Origin of the sequence: Pseudomonas putida (assembly GCF_028682175.1) — a bacterium.
GTDB lineage: Bacteria > Pseudomonadota > Gammaproteobacteria > Pseudomonadales > Pseudomonadaceae > Aquipseudomonas > Aquipseudomonas putida_AD.
In genome coordinates this window covers 1-23,981 of the sequence record NZ_JANHKS010000043.1, presented here as the reverse complement: position 1 = coordinate 23,981, position 23,981 = coordinate 1, and the positions used below count along the sequence as shown (strand labels likewise).

Below are 23,981 nucleotides of genomic sequence, written 5' to 3'. Positions count from 1 at the left end.
GGTACACGAGAAGATGTTTAGTTTTATCGCTCGCCGAGTGGGGTTGCTCATACCCACCTTCTTCGGCATCACCTTGCTGACCTTCGCATTGATCCGCCTGATTCCGGGCGACCCGGTCGAAGTCATGATGGGTGAACGCCGGGTCGATCCGGAAATGCACGCCCAAGCCATGGAACGTCTTGGCCTGAACAAACCCCTGTATGCGCAATACATCGACTACGTCGGCAAGCTCGCCCATGGCGATCTGGGCGAGTCGCTGCGTACGCGCACTAGCGTGTGGACCGAATTCACTTCGCTGTTCCCGGCCACTCTGGAACTGTCGATTGCGGCGCTGATCTTCGCAGGCATTCTCGGGCTTCTGGCCGGGGTCATCGCGGCCCTCAGGCGAGGGTCCCTGTTCGACCATGGCGTGATGGGCATCTCCCTTGCGGGCTATTCGATGCCGATCTTCTGGTGGGGCCTGATTCTCATCATGTTCTTCTCGGTGTCCCTGGGCTGGACCCCGGTGTCGGGACGTATCGACCTGCTGTACGACATCCCGCCGAAAACCGGCTTCATGCTGATCGACACGCTGCTCAGCGATGAAGAAGGCTCGTTCATCGACGCCCTGCGTCACCTGATCCTGCCGGCCATCGTGCTGGGCACCATTCCGCTGGCGGTTATCGCCCGGATGACCCGCTCCTCGATGCTCGAAGTGCTGCGTGAAGACTACGTTCGCACCGCCCGGGCCAAAGGCCTGTCGCCGGCTCGCGTGGTGTTCGTCCACGGCCTGCGCAACGCGCTGATCCCGGTGCTGACCGTGTTCGGCCTGCAAGTGGGCACGCTGCTCGCCGGTGCCGTCCTGACCGAGACCATCTTCTCGTGGCCGGGTATCGGTAAATGGCTGATCGAAGCCATCGGCGCCCGTGACTACCCTGTCGTGCAGAACGGCATCCTGTTAATCGCCTGCCTGGTGATCCTGGTCAACTTCGTGGTGGACATCCTCTACGGCTTTGCCAACCCACGCATCCGTCACCAGCGCTGAGATCACGACCATGAATACACCTACTCCTGTGGTAGCAGTCGATCAAAGCCTGCTTTACCCCTCCGTCTACAAAGAATTCTGGCAGCACTTCGCCAAGAACAAAGGCGCCGTGGCCGGTCTGGCCTTCATGGCGCTGGTGGTCTTCTGCGCCATCTTCGCCCCGTGGGTCGCACCTCACGACCCGAGCGAGCAATACCGCGACTTCCTGCTGACCCCGCCAGTCTGGCTTGAAGGCGGCCAGTGGCAGTTCCTGCTGGGCACCGACGAACTGGGCCGCGATCTGCTGTCGCGCCTGATCCAGGGTTCGCGGCTGTCGCTGCTGATCGGCCTGTCGTCTGTGGTGATGTCGCTGATTCCGGGCATCCTCATGGGCCTGCTGGCGGGCTTCTTCCCCAAGGTCCTGGGCCCGACCATCATGCGCCTGATGGACATCATGCTGGCCCTGCCGTCGCTGCTGCTGGCTGTCGCCATCGTCGCGATCCTCGGCCCTGGCCTGATCAACACCGTGATCGCCATCGCCATCGTGTCCCTGCCCTCCTACGTGCGCCTGACCCGCGCCGCCGTGATGGGCGAACTGAACCGCGACTACGTGACCGCTGCCCGTCTGGCCGGCGCCACCCTGCCGCGCCTGATGTTCATCACCGTGCTGCCCAACTGCATGGCGCCGCTGATCGTGCAGGCAACCTTGAGTTTCTCCTCGGCAATCCTCGACGCCGCGGCGCTGGGCTTCCTGGGTCTGGGTGTACAACCGCCAACGCCTGAGTGGGGCACCATGCTCGCTTCGGCCCGCGACTACATCGAACGCGCCTGGTGGGTGGTGAGCCTCCCTGGCCTGACCATCCTGCTCAGCGTGCTGGCAATCAACCTGATGGGCGACGGCCTGCGCGATGCGCTGGACCCGAAACTCAAGAACGCCGCCTGAGGACGACCCAATGCCTTTGTTAGAAATGAAAAACCTCAACGTGCGCTTCGGCGACGCCAACGCCACCCCGGTGGTCGATGGCCTGGACCTGCGCGTGGAAAAGGGCGAAGTACTGGCAATCGTTGGCGAGTCGGGCTCGGGCAAATCCGTGACCATGATGGCGCTGATGGGCCTGATCGATCACCCCGGCATCGTCACCGCCGACTCCCTGAGCTTCGACGGCAAGGACATGCTCAAGCTTGGCGCACGGGAACGTCGCAAGATCGTCGGCAAGGATCTGTCGATGGTTTTCCAGGACCCGATGACCGCCCTGAACCCCAGCTACACCGTGGGCTTCCAGATCAAGGAAGTGCTCAAGCAACACCTGGGCCTCAAGGGCAAGGCTGCGCACCAGCGGGCCCTGGAATTGCTGCAGAAGGTCGAGATTCCGGGCGCCGCACAGCGTCTGGACGCCTATCCGCACCAGCTCTCCGGCGGCATGAGCCAGCGCGTCGCAATCGCCATGGCCATTGCCGGCGAGCCGAAACTGCTGATCGCCGACGAGCCGACCACTGCACTGGACGTGACCATTCAGGCGCAGATCATGGACCTGCTGCTGGCCCTGCAGAAAGAGCAGGACATGGCGCTGGTTCTCATTACCCACGACCTCGCGGTAGTGGCCGAGACCGCCCAGCGCGTGTGCGTGATGTACGCAGGCCAGGCCGTTGAAGTCGGCCAGGTTCCCGGCCTGTTCGACGTCCCGGCGCACCCGTACAGCGAAGCACTGCTGGCGGCGATCCCCGAGCACAGCATGGGCGCCGAGCGCCTGGCCACGCTGCCAGGTATCGTCCCCGGTCGCTATGACCGGCCTACTGGCTGCCTGCTGTCGCCGCGCTGCCCGTACGTCCAGGAAAAATGCCGCCAGCAACGCCCGACCCTGGACCCGCAGGTCCACGGCCTGGTGCGCTGCTTCTATCCGCTTAATCAGGAGGTGGCGTGATGAGCGATATCGTACTGACCGCCCGTGACCTTACCCGTCACTACGATGTATCCCGTGGCTTGTTCAAGCCGACTGCTACCGTGCGCGCGCTCAACGGCGTGTCCTTCGAACTGGAAGCCGGCAAGACGCTGGCAGTGGTGGGTGAGTCCGGTTGTGGCAAGTCCACACTGGCCCGCGCCCTGACCTTGATCGAAGAGCCGTCTTCGGGCTCGCTGAAAATCGCCGGCCAGGAAGTGACTGGCGCGACCAAGGCCCAGCGCAAGCAACTGCGCAAAGACGTGCAGATGGTGTTCCAGAGCCCGTACGCCTCGCTCAACCCGCGCCAGAAGATCGGCGACCAGTTGGCCGAGCCGCTGCTGATCAACACCAGCCTGTCCGCGGCCGAGCGCCGGGAGAAGGTCCAGGCGATGATCCGTCAGGTCGGCCTGCGTCCCGAGCACTACCAGCGCTACCCGCACATGTTCTCCGGTGGCCAGCGTCAGCGTATCGCCCTGGCGCGCGCAATGATGCTGCAACCCAAGGTGCTGGTGGCGGACGAGCCGACTTCGGCACTGGACGTGTCGATCCAGGCGCAGGTGCTGAACCTGTTCATGGACATGCAGGAGGAGTTCAACACCGGTTATGTGTTCATCTCGCACAACCTGGCGGTGGTGCGGCATGTGGCCGATACGGTGCTGGTGATGTATCTGGGCCGCCCGGCGGAGATGGGTCCCAAGGAGGAGATCTATAGCCGTCCGTTGCACCCGTACACCCAGGCGCTGCTGTCGGCGACGCCGGCGATCCATCCGGATCCGCTGAAGCCGAAGATCAAGATTGTCGGGGAGTTGCCTAACCCGCTGAATCCGCCTTCGGGGTGTGCTTTCCACAAGCGTTGTCCGTATGCGACGGAGCGTTGCAGTGCGGAGATCCCGGAGCTCAGGACTGTGGATAATCGTCAGGTGGCTTGCCACTATGCGGAGCAGTTTGTGGCGTGATTGATGGGTGACGTAGCAGCACGGCTTGCCGGCGGGGGCGTCTTTGAAATCGCCCCCGCCGGCAAGCCGTGCTGATCGTTCCCACGCTCCGCGTGGGAATGCCTCGTGCGACGCTCCGCGTCAGCTTGAGACGCTGACGTTGCGTCTATATCCGTTCCCGATGGTGTTGCTAATTCACCTTTCCGCCCTTACGGCGGGTCACTTTTGGCATTCGCCCGGAATGCCGGCCCAGCCAAAAGTAACCAAAAGGTCTGTGCGACAGGCTGGGGTCCTTCGGACTTCCCTCGACTCCGGCGCCGTTCCGGGGGCACGCCATGATGGGCCATCCATGGCCCGCACGGCTTTCGCGGCTTCCTGCCGCTCATCCCCCTCCACGACACCTGCGCTCGGCTTGGCGCCTTGACGTCGCGCTCTGCGGCGCCTGTGCCATCGCGCAGTAAGATCAAAATCAAAATCTAAAATACACCACCGACCCGTAGCAGCACGGCTTGCCGGCGGGAGCGATCTCGAAAACGTCCCCGATCCTGTAGGAGCGCGCTTGGTCTGGGCCGCATTCGGACGACGGCGTCCTCAAAATCGCTCCCGCCGGCAAGCCGTGCTGCTACGGGTGGTCAGTACACGTCGCGGCGGTAGCGGCCTTGTTCGATGAGGCGTTCTACGCCCTTTTCGCCCAGCAGCTCAACCAGCACGGCATCCACCCCGGCGGCCATTCCTTCGAGGCTGCCGCAGATGTAGATGACGGCGCCATCGGCCAGCCAGCGGTGCAGTTCGTCGGCGGCTTCGCGCAGGCGATCCTGTACGTAGACTTTCTGCGCCTGATCCCGGGAGAACGCCAGGTCCAGTCGCGCCAGGTCAGCGGAGGCCAGCCAGCTTTGCAGCTCATTCCCGCAGTGGAAGTCATGGGCGGCGTTGCGTTCGCCGAACAACAGCCAGTTGCGCTGCTCGCCCTGGGCGATGCGTGCCTTGAGCAGGCTACGCAAGCCTGCCAGTCCCGTGCCGTTACCGATCAGGATCATCGGCGCCGGCTCGCTCGGCAGGTGGAAGCTGCTGTTGCGCCGAACCCGCAGGCTGATCGCGCCGCCCAGCGAAGCATGCTCGGTCAGCCAGCCGGAACCCAGGCCGAGGCTGCCGTCGGGGTGCAGTTCCTGGCGCACGATCAGTTGCAGCGAACCGTCCTGTGGCATCGAGGCAATGGAATACTCACGCATCGCCAGCGGCACCAACGCATCGACCAGCGCTTGCGCATGCAACCCGACCAGGTGGCTACGGTTGGCGGGCAACTGGCGGCTGCCCAGTGCCTGTGCGAGGCTTTCGTTCAGGCCGTCGACAGTGACTTGCGTGTCGGCATCAATGCCCAGGCCGGCAAGGAACTGCTCCACGGCAAACGCAGGGTTGCGCGGCAGCACTTCGACCAGATCGCCCGCCTCCCACGACGTGTCGGAGGCCGATATCAACCCCAGCAGAAACACCTTCGAGCCAGCGCTGTCAGGGTTCAGCCAGTCGCGCTGAGCCAGCACCCAGTTCTCGTATTCGGGCGCAGTCCATGCCGCCGCCGGTGTCGATCCGGTGACTTCGCTCAATTGCTGTTGCCAGTGTTGCACCGCGCCAGCGTCACCGCTGTCCACTTCGACTGGCGCGAACAGCGTGCTGCCTCCGCGCTCGGCCAGCCAGCCGTGCAGACGCTGGGCGAATCCGCAGAAGTGCTGATACTGACGATCCCCCAGCCCCAACACCGCGTAATTGAGGTTTTGCAGGGACAGCGGTTGGCCCAGCAGCTTGCGCTCGAAACCACGGGCGCTGTCAGGCGCTTCGCCGTCGCCAAAGGTGCTGACGACGAACAGCGCGTTGCGGCTCTGGTTCAGGTCCTGCTCGGTCATGTCCGCCAGACGCTGCACGCGCACCGGCAAACCCGCCGACTGCAATTGTCCGGCCGTCTGCCAGGCCAGTTGCTCGGCAAAACCGCTCTGGCTGGCAAAGCCGATCAGCCACGCCGGGCCTTGGCTGCCATAGGCGCTGGAAGGCGAAACGGCGACTTCGCCACGGGCGTTGCGGATTTCGCGCTTCTTGCGACGGCGATCCAGATACAGCAACCAGCCGGTAATGAAAAACAGCGGCATCAACAGCGCGGCGACGGTAATCACGATGCGGCCGGTGAGGCCCCAGTAGCTGCCGGTGTGCAGCGAGTAGTTACTGACCAGCAGCTGCGCGCCATAGCCCTTGTCGGCGTAGCGCGATACTGCCTTGAGCTTGCCGTTGGCCGGGTCGAGGGTGATCTGGTTGAGTGCGCGCGGGTGTGGCGAGTCCTTGAGGATGTAGTACACCGTCGCCATCTGGCCCGCTGCCTGCGGCATGCGCAGGTTGTAGCTCTTGAGGTCGGCGCCTGCGGCTTTCTGGATCGTGTCCCAAATCGCGGCATAGTCGGCAACCAGAGGTTGCTCGGGCGCGGCGTCACGCGGACCGGCTCCCGGGCGCGGGCCACCGCCGCCACGGCGCTGTTCGCCAGGTACGGGTGGATCGCCGATCAGCTTGTTCATGCCATTGTTGAACCAGTCGTAGGACCACATCAGCCCGGTGACGGCCAGCAACAGGTAAACGATCAGGCACCAGGTACCGAACACCGAATGCAGGTCCCAGTTGAAACTGCGTCCCTTCTTCGCCCAGTCCAGGGTCAGCCACACGCGCCAGTTCAAGGCCTGACGCGGCCAGCGCAGGTACAGGCCCGACAGGCAGAAGAACACCAGGATCAGGGTACAGGCGGCCGTTACCTGCTTGCCGTATTCACCGGCGGCAAGGAAGCGGTGCAGGTTGAGCATGAAGCCGAAGAAATCCTGGCCTGTGGCGTCCGGCTTGAACTCGCCGGTGTAGGGGTCGAAGTTGTGCATCTGGCCACGACGCTCACCTGGCGCAGGCTTGAACCAGACCTGCGCGGCCCGGTCGCCACCGACCTCGATGCGGAACATCGAAACGGTGTCATTGCCTTGGGCTTCGAGCTTGCTGACCATTTCCGTGAGCGACAACTGACGCTCGCCAGGCTGGACGAACAGCGCATCGGGGTTGAGCGCATCCATGATTTCGTCTTCGAACGAATACAGCGCACCCGTGATGCCCATCAGGGCCAGCACCAGACCCGCCGTGATCCCGAAGAACCAATGCACTTGAAACAGGACTTTCTTCAACACCCTCGATCACCTCGATAACCCGCAGCGACGCGCATTATGCGCACAAACGGAATGCATTCTCATCCGTGGCTGATTCTTTGTTCGGTCACAGACCGGACACAAACACACTCTTGATTCTGCCCGCAGGGCACACGCTCTGTTTTTGATTCTGGGCGAAGCCCGTAGGAGCTGGCTTGCCTGCGATCTGGCGCGAAGCGCCAGCAAGTCCTGTACACGCAGCCTGCCTGACACACCGAGCTATCCGGTTTTACTGCTGCTGCGCAGCAGATCGCAGGCAAGCCAGCTCCTACGGCCTTCGGCCAGAATCAAAAGCGTAACCATGCTCTTCACGCAAAAGCCCCGCTCACCAATGGCAAGCGGGGCTTTTCCACTCATGCTGCTTAGAAGTGGAAGCTGGTGGTCAGCAACGCCGTGCGACCGGCTGCCTGGTTGGCGAAGTGCGCCGCGTAGGCCTTGTCGTAGTAGGTCTTGTCGGTCAGGTTCTGCACGTTCAGTTGCAGATCGACGTTCTTGGTCAGCTTGTACGAAGCCATGGCGTCGTAACGGGTGTAGGACGGTACGTAAACGGTGTTGGCCGTATCACCCCAGACTTCACCGACGTAGAACGCGCCACCGCCAACGGTCAGCTTCGGCGTGATGTCGTAGGTGGTCCACAGGCTGGCGCTGTGCTTGGCCGTGTTAGGCAGCTCGTTGCCCTTGTTCGGGTTGGCGCCGGCGATCACGGTATTGGTGCGGGTGTTGCCGTTGGCGCCCGGATCGACCAGTTCGCTGTCCAGGTAGCTGTAGCCGGCGAAGACCTGCCACTGATCGGTGATCTTGCCGCTGGCCGACAGTTCCACACCATCGACACGGCTCTCGCCGGCGTTGGCGTAGGTGTTGTTGCTCACCAGCACACGGGTGTTGGTCTTCTCGGTGCGGAACACCGCCGCGGTCAGCGACAGGCGATCATTGAGGAAGTCCCACTTGGTGCCCAGCTCGTAGTTCTTGGTGGTTTCCGGTTCCAGGTCGCTGCTCACGATGCTGCCGTCAGCCACCAGTCCGTTGCCGTCGATACCTTCGTTGAGCATGCCGCCCGGCGGAGTGGCCGAGGTGGCGAACGAGGTATAGATGCTGCCGTTTTCAACCGGCTTGTAGACCACACCGGCCTGCCAGTTCCAGAAATTGCTGGTGTTCTTGCTGCGGGTGGTCGCGGCAGTGAGGCTGTCGGTCTTGGCCTTGGTGTCGAAGCTGTCGAAACGCGTGCCCAGGTTGACCTGCCACTGCGGGCTCAGCTCGATGGTGTCGAAGGCATACACCGAACGGGTGAAGCCGATGGTGTTGGTGCCTTTGTAGTTGCGCGCGATGGTGCCGGTGTAATCGTCATCGGGGTTCGGATTGGCCAGCGAAGTACAGGTGCCGCCGTAGACTTCACCCACCTGGCAGCCCACGCCGCCAGGCGAAGCTGCGGTCGGGTTGGTGTTGGCCGGGTTGGCGAAGGTGTAGCCGCTGACCTTGCTCACTTCACGGGTCAGTTCGATACCGGTGGAGTAGCTGTTCTTCAGGCCAAGCAACTGGAACTGGCCGAACAGGTCGGTCTGGTTGGTGGTGGTTTCAGTGGTGCTGACCCGGGCGTTGGCACGGCGCCAGACGGTGCCACGGGTGTTGACGTTGTGCTGGCTGTCGTCCGGCTGGGTCAGGATGTAGTCCTGGCCGACGTTGCCGTGGCGGAAGGTGTTTTTCAGCGTCATGTCTTCGTTGAAGTCATGCTCGAAGCTGATGGTCGAGATGTCGCTGCGTGTCTTGCGGAAGTCACGGTCCTTCAGGCCATAGAAGTTGTTGCTGTTGCCGCCGTCGGTGGGTTTGTCGTGCACATGCACAGCGGTGGCCGAGGTCGAACCGTAACCGTAGGGAATGCCCGAATCCGGCAGGTCGTTGCCTTCCACATGGTAGTAGCTGAGGTTCAGGCGGTTTTCAGTGCCCAAGCCGAAGGTCACCGACGGCGCTACGCCCCAACGGTCGTAGTTGATGGCGTCACGACCGGCGACGTTCTGCTCGTGGCTCATCAGGTTCAGGCGGAACGCTGCGGTGTCGAGGAACTTGCGGTTCACGTCCAGGGTGTAGCGGCGGGTCTGGTCGGTGCCGTAGGTGAAGCTGCCTTCGGTGAAGTCGTTGGCCTTGGGCAACTTGCTGACCAGGTTGATGCTGCCGCCCGCCGAGCCGCGTCCGCCAAAGGCCGAGTTCGGGCCCTTGCTCACTTCGATCGATTCGATGTCGAAGATTTCGCGGCTCTGGGCACCGGTGTCACGCACGCCGTCGATATAGGTGTCGCCCTGGGCGTCGAAGCCGCGAATGAACGGACGGTCGCCCTGCGGGTTACCGCCTTCACCGGCACCGAAGGTGATGCCCGGCACGGTACGCAGCGCGTCCTGCAGCGAAGTGGCTGCGGTGTCCTTCAGTACCTGCTGAGGAATCACAGTGACCGAACGTGGCGTGTCCGACAGCGGTGCGGTGTATTTCTGCGACGCGCTCTTCTCGGTCTTGTAGTCCTTCGATTCCTGGGCTTCGCCGGTGATGCTGGTCGCGCCCAGCGAGATGGCACCGCCCTTGGCGTTCTCGGCTTCGTCGGCGGCATGGGCCATCTGCGACGCGGACATTGCGGTGACGGCCATGCCAATCGCCGAAACGAGAAGCCGTGGTGAACTGACAGACGGTTGGAGCGAGAGGCGCGACATCGTGATTTTCCTTCCCCAAGGAATGTAGAGGTCGCGGAATATAGATGAGAGTAATTTGTATTTGCAGATAACTTACATTCTTTACAATTTCGCTTTACGGATTTTTCACCCTCGTTCGTCCACGCGTCCGCGCGGGTTTTACACATCCAATAAGAATCACTACCATTCGCTACCTTTTTCGATAATGAGTGGCGTCTTCATGCTCCTGCACATCCCTGGCCTGTTTACCCGCGAGGAAGTGCTGCGCATCCGTCAGGCGCTGGAGCAGACCGACTGGGCCGACGGCAAGATCACCGCCGGCCACCAGTCGGCAAAGGCCAAGCACAATCTGCAGCTGCCCGAAGGCCATCCGCTGGCCAAGGAAATCGGCGCGGCGATGCTCGAACGCTTGTGGCAGAACCCGCTGTTCATGTCGGCCGCGCTGCCGCACAAGGTCTTCCCGCCCCTGCTCAACTGCTACACCGGCGGCGGCAGCTTCGACTTCCACATCGACAACGCCGTGCGCCAGGCCAGGGGCAACATCGAACGGGTGCGTACCGACCTGTCGTCGACGCTGTTCTTCAGCGACCCCGACGATTACGACGGCGGCGAACTGGTGATCCAGGACACCTTCGGCACCCGCCAGGTCAAACTGCCCGCCGGCGATTTGCTGCTCTACCCCGCCACCAGCCTGCACAAGGTCAACGCCGTGACCCGTGGTGCGCGTTACGCTTCGTTTTTCTGGACCCAGAGCCTGGTGCGCGACGACGGCCACCGCACGCTGCTGTTTGAAATGGACAGTGCCATCCAGCAACTGAGCCGCGACGTGCCCGACCACCCCTCGCTGATCCAGCTCACCGGCACCTACCACAACCTGCTGCGCCAATGGGTCGAGGTCTGATCGATGAACTGGACGCTGCGACGTGACGATGTGCTCGATGGCGACCAACTGCGCGCCATGCTGCAGGACAACCCCGCCAGTGCCGCCAAGGCAATCCTCATGGCGGCGCAACGGAACCTTCCCGACGCCCAGGCCCTGCTCGGACAGATCCTGCTGGACGGCACCGGCATCGAACAGGACGCCGCACTGGCCCTGACCTGGTTCCAGATCGCCGCGCGCAACGGCCATGCCATGGCCACCAACATGGCCGGGCGCTGCCATGAACATGGCTGGGGCTGCGAACCGGACGCCGCCAGGGCCGCCGAATTCTACCGCCAGGCCGCAGAAGCCGAGCTGGACTGGGGCTTCTACAACTACGGCAACCTGCTGGCCACCGGCCGCGGGGTCAACAAGGATCAGGCCCGGGCACTGGCCTGCTACACCAGGGCGGCGCACCTGGGCCACGCCAAGTCGATGAACATGCTGGGCCGCTATCTGGAAGAGGGTGTGTGTTGCGAGCGCGACCTGCCAGCGGCCCACGACTGGTATCGACGCGCAGCCGAAGGCGGGGATTTTCGTGGGCAGTTCAGTCACGCCGCCGTGCTGGTGGATCAGGGCCGGATCGAACAGGCGCTCATCTGGCTGGAAACCGCCTTGCGCATCGGCAACCTGAATTTTCTTCGCGTCAGCCGCAAGGCGCTGCTGGACGCTGCCCATCCTGATGTTCGTGCAATGGCAATCAGGTATCACGAGCGCGCTGCGCAATTGGGCGATGGCAGCGACAAGGCAGAATTTGCCCGGCTTTCAGAGACTGATCAATAGAGTAAAACAGTCGCTCGAAACTTAATGTTATAGAGCGACGTCTTTTCCAATTGCACAAGTAGATGTTTCAAAACTTCCTTCCAGCCTTGCCAATCAAGGCTCTGGCTATTTGTAACTTTTCGCACCCGAAAATTCCTACAAAGTAAGAATACGTTTTCACTTTGACGTTAATCGAATGACAACTTAGTCTTCAAGCGTGCAGGCAACTTCACACAGCAACTCATGACTGCACACCAGGCAACTCAACAACCGTCATTAAAGGATTAATGATCATGCCTCAATCGATTCAACGCATCGTGGACGATGCCGCCGCTGATCCGGCAATGTTCTTCAGCCAGTCGGTGGGAACAGCGGACAGCGAAACCCGGGACAGTGGTCTGATTCTGACCAAAGATCAACTTATCAACCTCAAACGCTACGAGCTCAAAGGCCTTGCACTTCCTACCCAGTTGAAAGATGTCATCAACTACCTGGGTTATGAAAGCGGCGCAGGCAACGGACTGGAAGCCGTGGACTTCCAGGGCTCGTTCAAACTCATTCATGGCCACGCCAGCCTGTGGAACCCACTGCGCACGGACCTGCTGACCGTCAGTGACAAACTGGTGGTGTTTGCAGGCTCCATGCAAGTGTATGGCAAGAGCATGGGTGAAGTGCTCGACGATATCAAAGCGCTTGGGCTCGTCGAGAAATACGACATCAAAACCCTGGAAGACTTGCGCAGGGTTGAACTTGAACTGGGCATCAAGTTTCCAGGCATAGACCCGGCAGACAAAGACGACCTGGGTTATTACCTGGACAAGATTCTGGACAAGGTGCGCGAGCGCGAGGCAGAAGCGCTGGGCATCAAGGCGCGCCTGGACGCATTCGGGTACCAGTTGGCCAATCGCGTCGCCCCGGAAGTCAAGCTCAGACTGGCGTGCATCGACAATAACAATCTGGATGTCGAAATCAGGGCACTGCAAACAAAGATTGATAACCGCGCCAAGGATATTCAGGAAAAAACCGAAGAATACAAAAAGATGGTCAACAAGGCCCTTGAAGCGGCGGGCCAGGGCAATCTGATTGTGATGATCTATTCCAGTGTCGAAGCCGAAAAGATCCGCAAGGAGCGCAACAAGATGCGCAAGGATCAGGAAGCCGACATTGCACGCATGGAAACGAAAAACCGGATTCTGGCATCCCTGGGCCGGGTTCGCATGGACATGCAGGACCTGGACCTGATCGTTATCGACGCCGATATCGCTACCAAGAACCTGATCACTGTCTGGAACAAGCTGGGCACGTTCATTGCCGAGTCTGTCAGTGAAGTCGATGGCATCAACGACGGCCTGTCCATGCGCCGATTCAAGAATCAGTTCGAACTGGTAGTGAAGCCTTGGGAAACCATTGAAGTGGACGCCCAAAAGTTACTGGACGTGTTTGCACAGGCAGACCGGGAATTCAGAGAAGAATACGGAGATCAATGATGAGCAATATTACCTACTTTCCCTCCAACGTCGATTACCCCGAACTGGATGTTACCGCGCTGCGCCTGGCATCCCAGCATGCGAACAACTCGACCATCGATGTCAAACGCCTTTTTATCCAGACCGACTACCTGCCCATGCTGCATGCAGGCGTGGTGCGTGTCGACAACGCCCTGCGCGATGCGGATTTCAAACTGCGCGAAGCGGTCCAGACTCTGGATACCAAAGTCGGCGTCAACGTTCGAACACTGCGGGGTTATCAAAAGGAACTCGACGGCGCCCCAGACTCTGATCGAGAGGAAATCCTGGAAGACATCGATCAACGAATCAATGTGATTGTCGACATCGTCAGCAAACACCAGACCGTTCTGAACACTCTGTTTTCGCCTTTGGGTGAAACCGTGGACCGTAGTGTCACGACCAGACATCTTGTTCAACTGGCAGAAGACAAGGAGCGTCTGCCTGGTGAAATCCAGGGCATTGAGGAGCGCCAGGCGGAGCTTGAGCAGAAACGCCGTGATCTGAGCGAAGCGATTGCGTTGATCGAGTCCAAGGACTTTGTCGAAGTCGGCAAGGAGACTCTGCTGGATGCCAAGGCGCTTGCCGCCCTTGCCAAAGGCGGCCCTGAAGCTGCCGCCCTGGAAAAAGCCATCGAGATGGCACAGGACATCCTGAAGCAACTCGAGTCGTTCCTGAACTTCCTCGATCTGGTGGAAGCACGCAATGTCGTCCGTAAGCAGATCGACGACCTGGTCAAGTGCGGCATGGATAAAATGGACAAGCTGCGCTTGATTCACCAGAAAGAGGAGTTGATCAACGCCAGCCATACGTTCGATGAGCACCGGGTGGACTACGTCGGCGAGTTTGAAAAGATCATGCAGTCGAGCCGGTCGTTTCTCAGCGTCCATAAAAAGGTTGCGGCAGAGAACGACGACGCTGTGAATCAGTTTATCGTTGATGTCGAGGCCTTGGCCAAGCATGTGAAGGTCTTCGGCTGACACCTGCACGTTAGCTTCAGGGTATCACTTCGATACTTGCCAGAACGATGACTCGTGCATCGTTCTGGCTTCGCCACATCTCAAGGAGGAGATATGAGCGCAACCTTTATTACACAGGAGCAGTTCGACGAAATTGAAGATTGTGTTTCGTTCCTGGCGGATGCCCCAGACAGAGTCAAACAGTTCAACGCTGCACTGTTCACACTTCCAGACTTTCTAAAACCGGCCGCCCCCTTATCGGACATGCTGGAGGGGCAGCGGCAGATGGCGGTATGGAGGGGGGGATATTACGAGGTTAGCTATCGGCAACTTCATCAAATACTGGTCGATGCACTGTACTTCTTCGACTACCTGATCCCACAGATCCAACCGCCGTCAACGGCAGATCCGGACGGGCTTGCAGCAACGTTGAGCAGAATTCCAGCACCACCTGGGCCACCGCCTGCCTCTGCCCTGCGTCCGATTACCCATTGTCTGCAAGCGTACGACTACCACGTCAGAATGATGGGCCAGGGGGCAACTTACGCCGTCTTCAACCGGGCGCTTTTCAATGCTACGCGCAAAAGCTTTGGCCAGGTCCTGCCCCGGATTCTCGACTTCATGTCAGCGCAATTGCAGATTGCCGAACGCTTGAATCTTCCGGCGAATCGGTTGAAGACCGCTCGCGATATGCGGACAGAGGCCCATCGTCATTACACCTTTGGCATGAATGGCATGGCCAATCTCATGGCCCAACAGAGCAGGATCAGTACGCTGGTTGGCGGGATCAATCAACATTTCAATTTGTTGCTCGATCTTGGAACGCTTCGCCGATTCAGGGCGGATCTGGAAGTGATACAACTCCAGGCAACACAGGCTCAACGCTATTGCGCTGAAATTCTGGCGCTGCGACGCCCATGACACCCCGCAAGCCACCCAATAAAAAACCCGCGATCTCTCGCGGGTTTCTCATGATGCAACAGCGTATTACACGTAGAACGACTTCAGCGGCGGGAAGCCATTGAATTCAACGGCGCTGTAGCTGGTGGTGTACGCGCCGGTGGACAGCCAGTACAGGCGGTCACCGATGGCCAGGTTCAATGGCAGGCCGTACTTGTAGTTCTCGTACATGATGTCGGCGCTGTCGCAGGTTGGACCTGCAATCACGACTTCTTCCACTTCGCCTTTCTTCTCGGTCCAGATCGGGAACTTGATGGCTTCGTCCATGGTTTCGATCAGGCCGGAGAATTTGCCCACGTCGGTGTACACCCAACGCTCGACGGCGGTGCGGGACTTGCGCGCAACCAGTACCACTTCGCTGACCAGAATACCGGCGTTGGCGATCAACGAACGGCCCGGCTCCAGAATGATTTCCGGCAAGTCGTCACCGAAGTCTTCCTTGAGGAAGCGGATGATTTCCTCGGCGTAGGTTTCAAGGCTGTTGGTACGGGTGATGTAGTTGGCCGGGAAGCCGCCACCCATGTTGATCAGCTTGAGTTCGATGCCGTCTTCTTCCTTCAGGCGCTCGAAAATCACCTTCACTTTGGCGATCGCGGCGTCCCACACGGAGATGTCGCGCTGTTGCGAACCTACGTGGAAGGAGATGCCGTAAGGCACCAGGCCCAGGTCACGGGCCAGGATCAGCAGGTCCATGGCCATGTCGGTCTGGCAGCCGAATTTGCGCGACAGAGGCCAGTCAGCCGTGGTCGAGCCTTCGGTGAGGATACGCACGTAGACTTTCGAGCCCGGCGCGGCCTTGGCGATGTTGCGCAGGTCGGCTTCGGAGTCGGTCGCGTACAGACGCACGCCCTTGTCGAAGAAGTAACGGATGTCCTTGGATTTCTTGATGGTGTTGCCGTAGCTGATGCGATCCGGGCCAACGCCACGGCCCAGCACCTTGTCCAGCTCGTAGATCGAGGCGATGTCGAAGCTCGAGCCTTTTTCCTTGAGCAGGTCGATGATTTCGACGGCCGGGTTGGCCTTGACCGCGTAGTACACCTTGGCGAATTCGAAACCTGCGCGCAGGTCATCGTAGGCCTGGCTGATCATCGCGGTGTCGATGAGCACGAACGGGGTTTCTTGCTTGTCGGCGAACGCCTTCATTTTAGCGAAGGTGTTTTTCTCGAAATAGTCTTCGACCTGAATCGACATGCGGGGGACTCCTGTTGGCAAACGGTAAAAAACAATGGGTGCAAATGAACGTCCTCCGTATCCCCACTTTGGTTCGCCTACTTCCCAAGGCCGTTGACCGAAAGCAAAAAGGCCATGGGACGCGGGTTCCCTTGGCCTTGCTGTCTCGTCGTCAGTACTTGAGCCGGATGGATCGTTTCCAGCATGGACGTTCGGCGCGAACTGTAGGACCTGAGGGGTTCAAGATCAACAAAAAATGTCGCTTTTCTGCCCGTTTTTTCCAGACGGGCATCAGCATCTGTTCAATCACCCTGTAGTAACCGACCGATGTGACAGGACGATGTTCCCCTGGATCAGGATATGCGTTCTGTTAGAGACGCACAGTCCTGTGGGAGTGAGCTTGCTCACGAAGAGGCCAGTACATCCGAATCAGATGTATAGGTCTGACAATCAGCCTTCGTGAGCAAGCTCACTCCCACAGGGGCCTGTTTCCTTCCGTCAGTTCAAACCGAAGCCGCCTGCTCCGCCACTTCCGCTGGCGAAACGATACTGGTCTTCTTGCCCCGCGACTGCCCGGAACTCAGGTAAGCCGCAATCGACTCCTGCGTCACCTCGCCCAGGAACACATTCTCGGCATCGAGCACCGGCAGCCAGGCGCGGTTGAACTCGTACATCCGCGACAGCAGGATGCGCAGGTGTTCGTCGTAGGCGGCGGTGGCGTTGAACGGGCGCAGGTACTGCTCGCAGGTGCCGCTCTGGCGGTGCAGGTCGCGGCGGCGCACGTAGCCTTTGGCCTTGTTGTCGGCGTCGGTGACAACCACGTAGCGGCGGTCGTTTTCGTCCATCACTTCCAGCGCATCGGCCACCGGGGTTTCGGGGCTGACCGACGGCGCGTTGTCGGCGGCGTCTTCGGCCTTGACCAGCAACAGGCGCTTGAGGGTGCTGTCCTGGCCGACGAAGTTGCTGACGAACTCGTCCGCCGGATGGGCCAGCAGGGTGTCCGGGTGGTCGATCTGCAACAGTTTGCCGGCGCGGAAGATCGCGATCTTGTCGCCCAGTTTGATGGCCTCGTCGATGTCGTGGCTGACCATGATCACGGTCTTGTTCAGCGCCCGCTGCATCTCGAAGAACTCGTTCTGGATCATCTCGCGGTTGATCGGGTCCACCGCGCCGAAAGGCTCATCCATCAACAGCAACGGCGCCTCGGCGGCCAGCGCACGAATCACCCCAATGCGCTGTTGCTGCCCACCGGACAGCTCGCGCGGGTAGCGATGCAGGTACTGCTTGGGCTCGAGCTTGATCATGCTCATCAGCTCGCGGGCCCGGTCGTGGCAGCGCTTCTTGTCCCAGCCCAGCAGCTTGGGCACCACGACGATGTTTTCCTCGATGGTCATGTTGGGGAACAGGCCGATCTGCTGGATCACGTAGCCGATGTTGCGGCGCAGGGTCACTTCGTCCAGTTGCGTGGTGTCTTCACCGTTGATCAGCACCTTGCCCGAGGTCGGCATGATCAGGCGGTTGATCATTTTCAGCGTGGTGCTCTTGCCGCAACCCGATGGTCCCAGGAACACGCAGATTTCGCCTTCATTCACGGTCAGGCTCACGGAATCGACGGCCTTCACTTCCTTGCCGTTGCTCTGGAAAGTCTTGGTGAGGTCTTGCAGTTCGATCATGGTTTTGCCAGTCATTTGAGCAGTCCTTTTGGAGTCAGCGAGCGTTGCAGCCATTGCAGAAGCAGGTCGGCGAAGATGGCCAGGATGCTGACCAGTACGGCGCCGACGATCAGCATCGACATGTCGCTGCGGCTGATGGAAGCGAGGATGAGCACACCGAGGCCACCGGCACCAATGGTGGCGGCGATGGTCATGACGCCGATGTTCATGACCACGGCGGTACGAACACCGGCGAGGATCACCGGCACGGCAATCGGCAACTCGACCATGCGCAGGCGCTGGCCGAAGGTCATGCCGATGCCACGGGCCGCTTCACGAATGCCGGGCTCGACACCGGTCAACGCCAGGTAGGTGTTACGCATGATCGGCAGCAGCGAATACAGAAACACCGCGGTGATTGCCGGCAGCGGCCCAAGGCCCTGGCCGAATTTGGAGTAGAACGGCAGCAGCAACCCGAACAGGGCAATCGACGGGATGGTCAGCAGCACGGTGGCGCTGGCCTGCAGGGGACCTGCGAGCGCCGGGAAGCGCGTCATGAAGATGCCCAGCGGCACGCCAATCAGAATCGCCAGCGACACCGCGATGCCCACCAGCGTGATGTGTTGCAGGGTCAGGTGAAAGACCTGGTTCCAGTCCAGATGGGAGAAAGCGCTCAAGAAGCTCATAGTTTCTCCTCCTGTTTCTCCACCGGCGTCTGCTTGATCGGCACGCTCTCGGCGGAAGGATTGATCGGATGGCTGCGCAGGAAATCTGCCGCCACGACGGTAGGACTTTCATGATTGACGTCGATGCGCGCATTCAGGTCGATCATGGTCTGGTTATCCAGCAGCGCGGCCAGTGGCTTGAGTTGCTCGGCCAGTTGCGGGTGCTTGTCCAGGTACTCCTTGCGAACCACCGGCGCTGCGGTGTAGTCCGGGAAGTAGTGCTTGTCGTCGGCCAGCACCTTGAGTTTGAAAGCGTTCAGGCGGCCGTCGGTGGTGTACACCAGCCCTGCGAAGACCTGCCCGTTGCGCAGTGCGGTGTAGACCAGCCCTGCGTCCATCTGACGAGTGTTTTCACGGCTCAGGTTCATGTCGTAGTGCTTGACCATGCCCACCAGACCGTCCGAACGGTTGGCGAACTCGGTGTCGAGCGCGACGATATGACCCTCCTTGGCCTCATCCTTGAGCAAGGTTGTCAGGTCGGAGACGTTGTTGATCTGCGGGTATTTCTTCGCGACGTTGTCCGGCACCGCCAGCGCATAGGTGTTGTTGAATTTGGACGGCGACAGCCAGACCAGGCCCTTCTTCGCGTCCAGCTCCTTGACCCGCTGGTAGGTCTGGTCGCTGTCGAGTTTTTCGTCGACATGGTTGTAGGCCACCAGCGACACCCCGGTGTATTCCCAGAGCATGTCCAGTTGGCCGGATTCCTGGGCGCTGCGTGCCAGGTTGCTGCCCAGGCCGCCAGTGATCTGTACCTGATAGCCCTTGTCGCGCAGGTATTGCGCGGTCAGCTCGGCCAGAATCGTCTGTTCGGTAAAGACCCGTGCGCCGATTCGCAGCACCGGGCGCTCGGCCGCAGCGTCAGCCGCCTGGACAACGCCAGACAACATCAGGCCTGCGCCCAGTATTAATGTGCATAACTTTTTCATCTGAATTCCTTTCTCTGCGGCCCGTTAGCGAGCCAGGCCACGTTCCAGCCAGACACGACTCGCCAGGGTCACGGCGCCATCGAGCAACAGGGCCAGCAGCGCGGTACACGCGGCACCCAGCACAAGCTGAGGCTGATTGTTCAGGGCGATGCCAGGGAAGATCAGGCTGCCAAGGCTGTTGGCGCCGATCAGGAAGGCCAGCGGCGCGGTGCCGACGTTGATCGCCAGCGCCACCCGCACGCCGCCGATCATGATCGGCACGGCATTGGGCAGCTCGACGCGCCACAACACCTGACGCGGTGTCATGCCGATGCCCGTGGCAGCTTCCTTGAGGGAACCCTGAACGTTTTTGAGGCCTTCGTAGGTGTTGCGCACGATGGGCAACAGAGAGGCGAGGAACAAAGCGAAGATCGCAGGCCCACTGCCGATGCCCAGGACGCCCAGAGCAATGGCCAGTACCGCGAGAGGAGGAACGGTGTTACCGATATTGAAGATCTGCATGAAGCGTTCGGCGCGGCCAACCATGTTCGGTCGGCTGAGCACAATGCCGGTCGGGATTCCGACCACCAGTGCCGCCAGCATCGATGCCAGTACCAGCATCACGTGGGCTTGCAGATAAAACAGCAGATCATCCTGATACTGCTTGAGCGTGTCGATGCCGATCCATTGGACCAGCAGGGCCAGGAGTGCGATGACGATCACACCTCCCATCAGCCCCTTGCCATAGCGATTAGCCACGGGCGGACTCCTTATTTCAGTCGGCGTACGTCTGGCACGTGACGGTCCTTTTCAGGCCATCTGCCAGCGTTCGCGAAGAGCAGCGGGTGGGTCGCCGGTTAAGGGTTAACCTGGGCGATTTCACGAGCCATGAGCGCAGCTTCGTCAAGCTAACTTGCTGATTTTGCAACCCTTGGCAGTTTGCATTGCCAGGAAGTGGACGTCTCCACAACCGCAAAGGTTCCCACGTAAGATGGTATTTGGCCACCCTTGATCGACTGAACGGTTCGGATATTGGATTGGTTTGGGCTATAATCGCCGCCCTTTTTTGAATCACCTCTCAGGCGATTTCCCATGACCAGACAGGCCGCCGAAGTCGCGAAACGCCGCACTTTCGCCATTATTTCTCACCCCGACGCCGGTAAGACCACCATCACCGAAAAGCTCTTGCTCATGGGCAAGGCCATTTCCGTGGCCGGCACGGTGAAATCCCGCAAATCCGACCGCCATGCGACGTCCGACTGGATGGAGATGGAGAAGCAGCGTGGTATTTCCATTACCACGTCGGTCATGCAGTTCCCCTATCGCGAACACATGATCAACCTGCTCGACACCCCGGGCCACGAAGACTTCTCCGAAGACACCTACCGCACCCTGACTGCGGTCGACTCGGCGCTGATGGTCCTCGACGGTGGTAAGGGCGTCGAGCCGCGGACCATCGCCCTGATGGACGTCTGCCGCCTGCGCGACACGCCGATCGTCAGCTTCATCAACAAGCTGGACCGCGACATTCGCGACCCGATCGAACTGCTCGACGAAATCGAAGCGGTGCTCAAGATCAAGGCCGCGCCGATCACCTGGCCCATCGGCTGCTACCGCGACTTCAAAGGCGTGTACCACCTGGCAGGCGACTACATCATCGTCTACACCCCGGGGCACGGTCACGAGCGCACCGAAACCAAGATCATCCAGAAGCTGGATTCCGACGAAGCCCGCGCCCACCTGGGTGACGAGTACGATCGCTTCATCGACCAGCTCGAACTGGTGCAGGGCGCCTGCCATGAATTCAACCAGCAGGAATTCCTCGACGGCCAGATGACCCCGGTGTTCTTCGGTACCGCACTGGGCAACTTCGGGGTCGACCATGTACTCGACGCCGTCGTCGACTGGGCGCCGCTGCCGCTGGCACGCGCCACCCACGAGCGCAGCGTGGAGCCGGTGGAAGAGAAGTTCTCGGGCTTCATCTTCAAGATCCAGGCGAACATGGACCCCAAGCACCGCGACCGTATCGCGTTCATGCGCATCTGCTCGGGCAAGTACGAAAAAGGCATGAAGATGCGCCATGTGCGCACCGGCAAGGACGTGCGCATCGGTGACGCCCTGACGTTCTTCTCCAGCGAGCGCGAGCAACTGGAAGAAGCCTACGCCGGCGACATCATCGGCCTGCACAACCACGGCACGATCCAGATCGGCGACACCTTCACCGAAGGCGAAGCCCTGGGTTTCACCGGCATTCCGCACTTTGCGCCGGAACTGTTCCGTCGCGTGCGCCTGAAGGACCCGCTCAAGTCCAAACAGCTGCGTCAGGGCCTGCAACAGCTGGCCGAAGAAGGCGCCACCCAGGTGTTCTTCCCGCAGCGCAGCAACGACATCATCCTGGGCGCCGTCGGTGTGCTGCAGTTCGATGTGGTCGCCAGCCGCCTGAAGGAAGAGTACAAGGTCGAATGCGCCTACGAGCCGATCACCGTGTGGTCTGCCCGCTGGATCGACTCGGCGGACAAGAAGAAGCTCGAGGAATTCGAGAACAAGGCCGTGGAAAACCTGGCAGTGGACGGCGGCGGTCACCTGACCTACCTGGCGCCTACGCGGGTGAACCTGAGCCTGATGGAAGAACGCTGGCCGGACATCAAATTCCGCGCGACGCGTGAGCATCATTAAGATGCGTTAGTGCTGTTCGCCGCCAACTTGCGGCGAACACAATCCTGTAGGAGTGAGCTTGCTCGCGATTGCGGTGTATCAGTCGACATCAATTTGCCTGAACGGACGCCATCGCGAGCAAGCTCACTCCTACAGGTACCAGGCTAGTGTCACAAAATGGGTGACCAACGCCGTTGCCCTCAAGGCGAAACGATAGTTACTTCACCACCATCCCCACACCCCTCCCCCGCGGATCCGCTGCGGTTTCGACCTTCGTGCCGTTGATCCTGATCGCCTGCACATTGCCCATCGCCCAGTTCTGATCCTTGATCGTGTAGCCCATCGCCTTCAACTCGTCGGCTACCTGCGCAGACATCGGCGCGAAGCGCTCGGTGAAGATCGTGTCCTTGGGCAGCAACTGGTGATGCACGCGCTGCGCCGCCACCGCGTCCTTGAGCGGCATGTTGAAGTCATACAGATTGTTGAGCACCTGAAACACCGTGGTGAAAATCCGCGAGCCACCCGGCGTGCCCAGCACCAGCGTCACCGCGCCGTCGCGGGTCACAAGGCTTGGGCTCATGGATGAAAGCATTCGCTTGCCCGGCTGGATGGCATTGGCATCGCCTCCCACTACACCAAAGGCGTTGGCCACGCCGGGTTTGGAACTGAAGTCATCCATCTCGTCGTTCATCAAGAAGCCCGCGCCCTTGACCACCACGCCACTGCCGTAGTCCCAGTTCAGGGTGTAGGTGTTGCTGACCGCGTTGCCCTTGGCATCGACGATGGAGAAGTGGGTGGTCTGGTGCGATTCGAGCCCGGGCTTGATGTTTTCGGTCGGGGAAATCGCCGTCGGGTTTATCTCATGGGCGCGCTGGGCCAGGTAGACCTGATCGGTCAGTTCGCTCACTGGTGCCTTGGAGAAATCCGGATCGCCCAGATAGTTGGCGCGATCGGCAAACACCCGCTTCTCGATCTCGGCGAGCAAGTGCACGTAACGCGCCGAGTTCAGGGGCACGCCTTTGAAATCCTCGGCCAGTTGCTGCTTGATGCCGATCAGTTGCGCCAGCGCCACGCCGCCGGAACTGGGTAGCGGTGCGGTGTACAGGGTGTTGCCGTTGAAGTTCACGTGCAACGGCTTGCGCCACACGGCCTTGTAGTCGGCCAGGTCCTGTTTGGTGATCAAGCCGTTGTCGTGTTGCATCTGGGCCACCAGCAGGTCGGCAGTCTGACCCTGATAGAACTCGCTGGCGCCTTTGTCGGCGATGCGCTCCAGGGTCTGGGCCAGCTCCGGCTGACGGAACAGTTCGCCGGCTTTCATGGTGCCGAAGTAATCGGCGAAGTTGGTCTTGCCCTCGAGCTGCTTGAGGGCCTCGGTGCCGTACATGTTCTGTTTGTCGGCGACCTTGAAACCGTTCTTCGCGTAACCGATGGCCGGTGTCAGCAGTTCGGCCCAGGGCAACTTGCCGAATTTGCGGTGCGCCTCCCACAAGCCCAGCACCGTGCCCGGCACGCCCGAAGCGCGAGCGCCCACCAGGCTCATGCCGGGAATCACCTCGCCCTTCTCATCCAGGTACATGTCGCGGGTCGCGGCTTTGGGAGCGGTTTCGCGGTAGTCGATGAAATAGGGCCGACCGTTCATGAATAGGGTCATGAAGCCACCACCGCCGATATTGCCCGCCTCCGGGTACGTCACGGCCAGGGTGAAGGCGGTAGCCACGGCGGCATCGACAGCGTTACCGCCTTTCTTGAGGATTTGCGCAGCGACCTGCGCGCCGTACTGATCGGGCGCTGCAACGGCGCCGCCTTCCAGGACGATGGCCGCGTAAACCGGGGAACTGACGGCAAAGACTACCGATAAGGCGAGGGTCTTGAGGGTCACGACGCGCATAGGGCTTCCTTGATTGCGGGATGCAATAGACTGGTCTGTGGAGGCTGTCTGAATGCTGACGAGACTAACGCAAACGGCCACCCGAAGGTGGCCGCTGTGTATCGAGAAATGTG

General features: G+C 60.5%; 18 protein-coding genes. 10 read left to right on the top strand and 8 right to left on the bottom strand.

Annotated features, from left to right (window positions below):
* Positions 1–13: 13 nt before the first annotated feature.
* From NPS29_RS22885 to NPS29_RS22870, 4 genes are read left to right on the top strand one after another with little or no spacing between them, the layout of a single operon-like run.
* Positions 14–1,024 (top strand): ABC transporter permease subunit, encoded by a 1,011-nt coding sequence (locus tag NPS29_RS22885; RefSeq protein ID WP_081565634.1) that lies wholly within the window; start codon positions 14–16, stop codon positions 1,022–1,024.
* A gap of 10 nt (positions 1,025–1,034) precedes the next feature.
* Positions 1,035–1,946, top strand: a complete 912-nt coding sequence (locus tag NPS29_RS22880; RefSeq protein WP_274135330.1) for an ABC transporter permease subunit — start codon at positions 1,035–1,037, stop codon at positions 1,944–1,946.
* Positions 1,947–1,956: 10 nt separating this feature from the next.
* Positions 1,957–2,925 (top strand): ABC transporter ATP-binding protein, encoded by a 969-nt coding sequence (locus NPS29_RS22875; RefSeq protein ID WP_274135328.1) that lies wholly within the window; start codon positions 1,957–1,959, stop codon positions 2,923–2,925.
* Entirely contained in the window at positions 2,925–3,899 is a 975-nt protein-coding gene (locus NPS29_RS22870; protein ID WP_274135326.1) for a peptide ABC transporter ATP-binding protein, read from the top strand. The genes NPS29_RS22875 and NPS29_RS22870 overlap by 1 nt, the downstream gene beginning before the upstream one ends.
* Before the next feature lie 611 nt (positions 3,900–4,510).
* On the opposite strand, the gene NPS29_RS22865 is transcribed toward NPS29_RS22870, so the two are convergent.
* Both NPS29_RS22865 and NPS29_RS22860 read right to left on the bottom strand, forming a co-directional pair.
* Positions 4,511–7,075, bottom strand: a complete 2,565-nt coding sequence (locus NPS29_RS22865; protein ID WP_274135352.1) for a sulfite reductase flavoprotein subunit alpha — start codon at positions 7,073–7,075, stop codon at positions 4,511–4,513.
* Between the two features lie 383 nt (positions 7,076–7,458).
* Positions 7,459–9,789 carry a TonB-dependent receptor gene (locus NPS29_RS22860; RefSeq protein WP_274135324.1) on the bottom strand — a complete coding sequence of 777 codons (2,331 nt, stop codon included), beginning with the start codon at positions 9,787–9,789 and terminating at the stop codon, positions 7,459–7,461.
* 199 nt (positions 9,790–9,988) lie between these two features.
* Here NPS29_RS22860 and NPS29_RS22855 point away from each other — a divergent pair, with 199 nt between their 5' ends.
* The 5 genes from NPS29_RS22855 to NPS29_RS22835 all read left to right on the top strand — a co-directional run bounded on the left by NPS29_RS22855 (position 9,989) and on the right by NPS29_RS22835 (position 14,834).
* Positions 9,989–10,669: a Fe2+-dependent dioxygenase gene (locus NPS29_RS22855; protein ID WP_274135322.1), complete on the top strand. Its 681-nt coding sequence runs from the start codon at positions 9,989–9,991 to the stop codon at positions 10,667–10,669.
* Between the two features lie 3 nt (positions 10,670–10,672).
* Positions 10,673–11,470 (top strand): tetratricopeptide repeat protein, encoded by a 798-nt coding sequence (locus tag NPS29_RS22850; protein ID WP_274135321.1) that lies wholly within the window; start codon positions 10,673–10,675, stop codon positions 11,468–11,470.
* Positions 11,471–11,742: 272 nt separating this feature from the next.
* A complete protein-coding gene (locus NPS29_RS22845) occupies positions 11,743–12,936 on the top strand; it encodes an alpha-xenorhabdolysin family binary toxin subunit A (protein ID WP_274135320.1) in 1,194 nt (397 codons plus the stop codon).
* Complete coding sequence (locus NPS29_RS22840; RefSeq protein ID WP_274135318.1) at positions 12,936–13,934, top strand: alpha-xenorhabdolysin family binary toxin subunit B; 999 nt, start codon at positions 12,936–12,938, stop codon at positions 13,932–13,934. Before NPS29_RS22845 ends, NPS29_RS22840 begins: the two co-directional genes overlap by 1 nt.
* Before the next feature lie 93 nt (positions 13,935–14,027).
* Positions 14,028–14,834: a hypothetical protein gene (locus tag NPS29_RS22835; protein ID WP_274135316.1), complete on the top strand. Its 807-nt coding sequence runs from the start codon at positions 14,028–14,030 to the stop codon at positions 14,832–14,834.
* A gap of 66 nt (positions 14,835–14,900) precedes the next feature.
* Here NPS29_RS22835 and NPS29_RS22830 read toward each other — a convergent pair whose 3' ends face one another.
* The 5 genes from NPS29_RS22830 to NPS29_RS22810 form a co-directional block, all read right to left on the bottom strand.
* Positions 14,901–16,064, bottom strand: coding sequence for a type III PLP-dependent enzyme (locus NPS29_RS22830; RefSeq protein WP_274135315.1), 1,164 nt, complete (start codon positions 16,062–16,064; stop codon positions 14,901–14,903).
* Positions 16,065–16,546: 482 nt separating this feature from the next.
* Positions 16,547–17,716 (bottom strand): betaine/proline/choline family ABC transporter ATP-binding protein, encoded by a 1,170-nt coding sequence (locus tag NPS29_RS22825; protein ID WP_274135351.1) that lies wholly within the window; start codon positions 17,714–17,716, stop codon positions 16,547–16,549.
* A gap of 11 nt (positions 17,717–17,727) precedes the next feature.
* Positions 17,728–18,381: an ABC transporter permease gene (locus NPS29_RS22820; protein WP_274135314.1), complete on the bottom strand. Its 654-nt coding sequence runs from the start codon at positions 18,379–18,381 to the stop codon at positions 17,728–17,730.
* Complete coding sequence (locus NPS29_RS22815; protein WP_274135312.1) at positions 18,378–19,346, bottom strand: glycine betaine ABC transporter substrate-binding protein; 969 nt, start codon at positions 19,344–19,346, stop codon at positions 18,378–18,380. Before NPS29_RS22815 ends, NPS29_RS22820 begins: the two co-directional genes overlap by 4 nt.
* Positions 19,347–19,370: 24 nt before the next feature.
* Positions 19,371–20,084, bottom strand: a complete 714-nt coding sequence (locus NPS29_RS22810; RefSeq protein ID WP_274135310.1) for an ABC transporter permease — start codon at positions 20,082–20,084, stop codon at positions 19,371–19,373.
* Positions 20,085–20,417: 333 nt separating this feature from the next.
* Between NPS29_RS22810 and NPS29_RS22805 the strand changes: the two genes are divergently transcribed.
* On the top strand, positions 20,418–22,001 hold the full coding sequence (locus NPS29_RS22805; RefSeq protein WP_274135308.1) for a peptide chain release factor 3: 1,584 nt from the start codon (positions 20,418–20,420) through the stop codon (positions 21,999–22,001).
* 196 nt (positions 22,002–22,197) lie between these two features.
* On the opposite strand, the gene ggt is transcribed toward NPS29_RS22805, so the two are convergent.
* Positions 22,198–23,868 (bottom strand): gamma-glutamyltransferase, encoded by a 1,671-nt coding sequence (gene ggt, locus NPS29_RS22800; RefSeq protein ID WP_274135306.1) that lies wholly within the window; start codon positions 23,866–23,868, stop codon positions 22,198–22,200.
* Positions 23,869–23,981 lie beyond the last annotated feature (113 nt).

Bases quoted from the DNA above. Each gene is read 5' to 3' on its own strand.
- NPS29_RS22885 (WP_081565634.1), top strand. From the start codon at position 14: ATGTTTAGTTTTATCGCTCGCCGAGTGGGGTTGCTCATACCCACCTTC.
- NPS29_RS22880 (WP_274135330.1), top strand. From the start codon at position 1,035: ATGAATACACCTACTCCTGTGGTAGCAGTCGATCAAAGCCTGCTTTAC.
- NPS29_RS22875 (WP_274135328.1), top strand. From the start codon at position 1,957: ATGCCTTTGTTAGAAATGAAAAACCTCAACGTGCGCTTCGGCGACGCC.
- NPS29_RS22870 (WP_274135326.1), top strand. From the start codon at position 2,925: ATGAGCGATATCGTACTGACCGCCCGTGACCTTACCCGTCACTACGAT.
- NPS29_RS22860 (WP_274135324.1), bottom strand. From the start codon at position 9,789: ATGTCGCGCCTCTCGCTCCAACCGTCTGTCAGTTCACCACGGCTTCTC.
- NPS29_RS22855 (WP_274135322.1), top strand. From the start codon at position 9,989: ATGCTCCTGCACATCCCTGGCCTGTTTACCCGCGAGGAAGTGCTGCGC.
- NPS29_RS22850 (WP_274135321.1), top strand. From the start codon at position 10,673: ATGAACTGGACGCTGCGACGTGACGATGTGCTCGATGGCGACCAACTG.
- NPS29_RS22845 (WP_274135320.1), top strand. From the start codon at position 11,743: ATGCCTCAATCGATTCAACGCATCGTGGACGATGCCGCCGCTGATCCG.
- NPS29_RS22840 (WP_274135318.1), top strand. From the start codon at position 12,936: ATGAGCAATATTACCTACTTTCCCTCCAACGTCGATTACCCCGAACTG.
- NPS29_RS22835 (WP_274135316.1), top strand. From the start codon at position 14,028: ATGAGCGCAACCTTTATTACACAGGAGCAGTTCGACGAAATTGAAGAT.
- NPS29_RS22830 (WP_274135315.1), bottom strand. From the start codon at position 16,064: ATGTCGATTCAGGTCGAAGACTATTTCGAGAAAAACACCTTCGCTAAA.
- NPS29_RS22825 (WP_274135351.1), bottom strand. From the start codon at position 17,716: ATGATCGAACTGCAAGACCTCACCAAGACTTTCCAGAGCAACGGCAAG.
- NPS29_RS22820 (WP_274135314.1), bottom strand. From the start codon at position 18,381: ATGAGCTTCTTGAGCGCTTTCTCCCATCTGGACTGGAACCAGGTCTTT.
- NPS29_RS22815 (WP_274135312.1), bottom strand. From the start codon at position 19,346: ATGAAAAAGTTATGCACATTAATACTGGGCGCAGGCCTGATGTTGTCT.
- NPS29_RS22805 (WP_274135308.1), top strand. From the start codon at position 20,418: ATGACCAGACAGGCCGCCGAAGTCGCGAAACGCCGCACTTTCGCCATT.
- ggt (WP_274135306.1), bottom strand. From the start codon at position 23,868: ATGCGCGTCGTGACCCTCAAGACCCTCGCCTTATCGGTAGTCTTTGCC.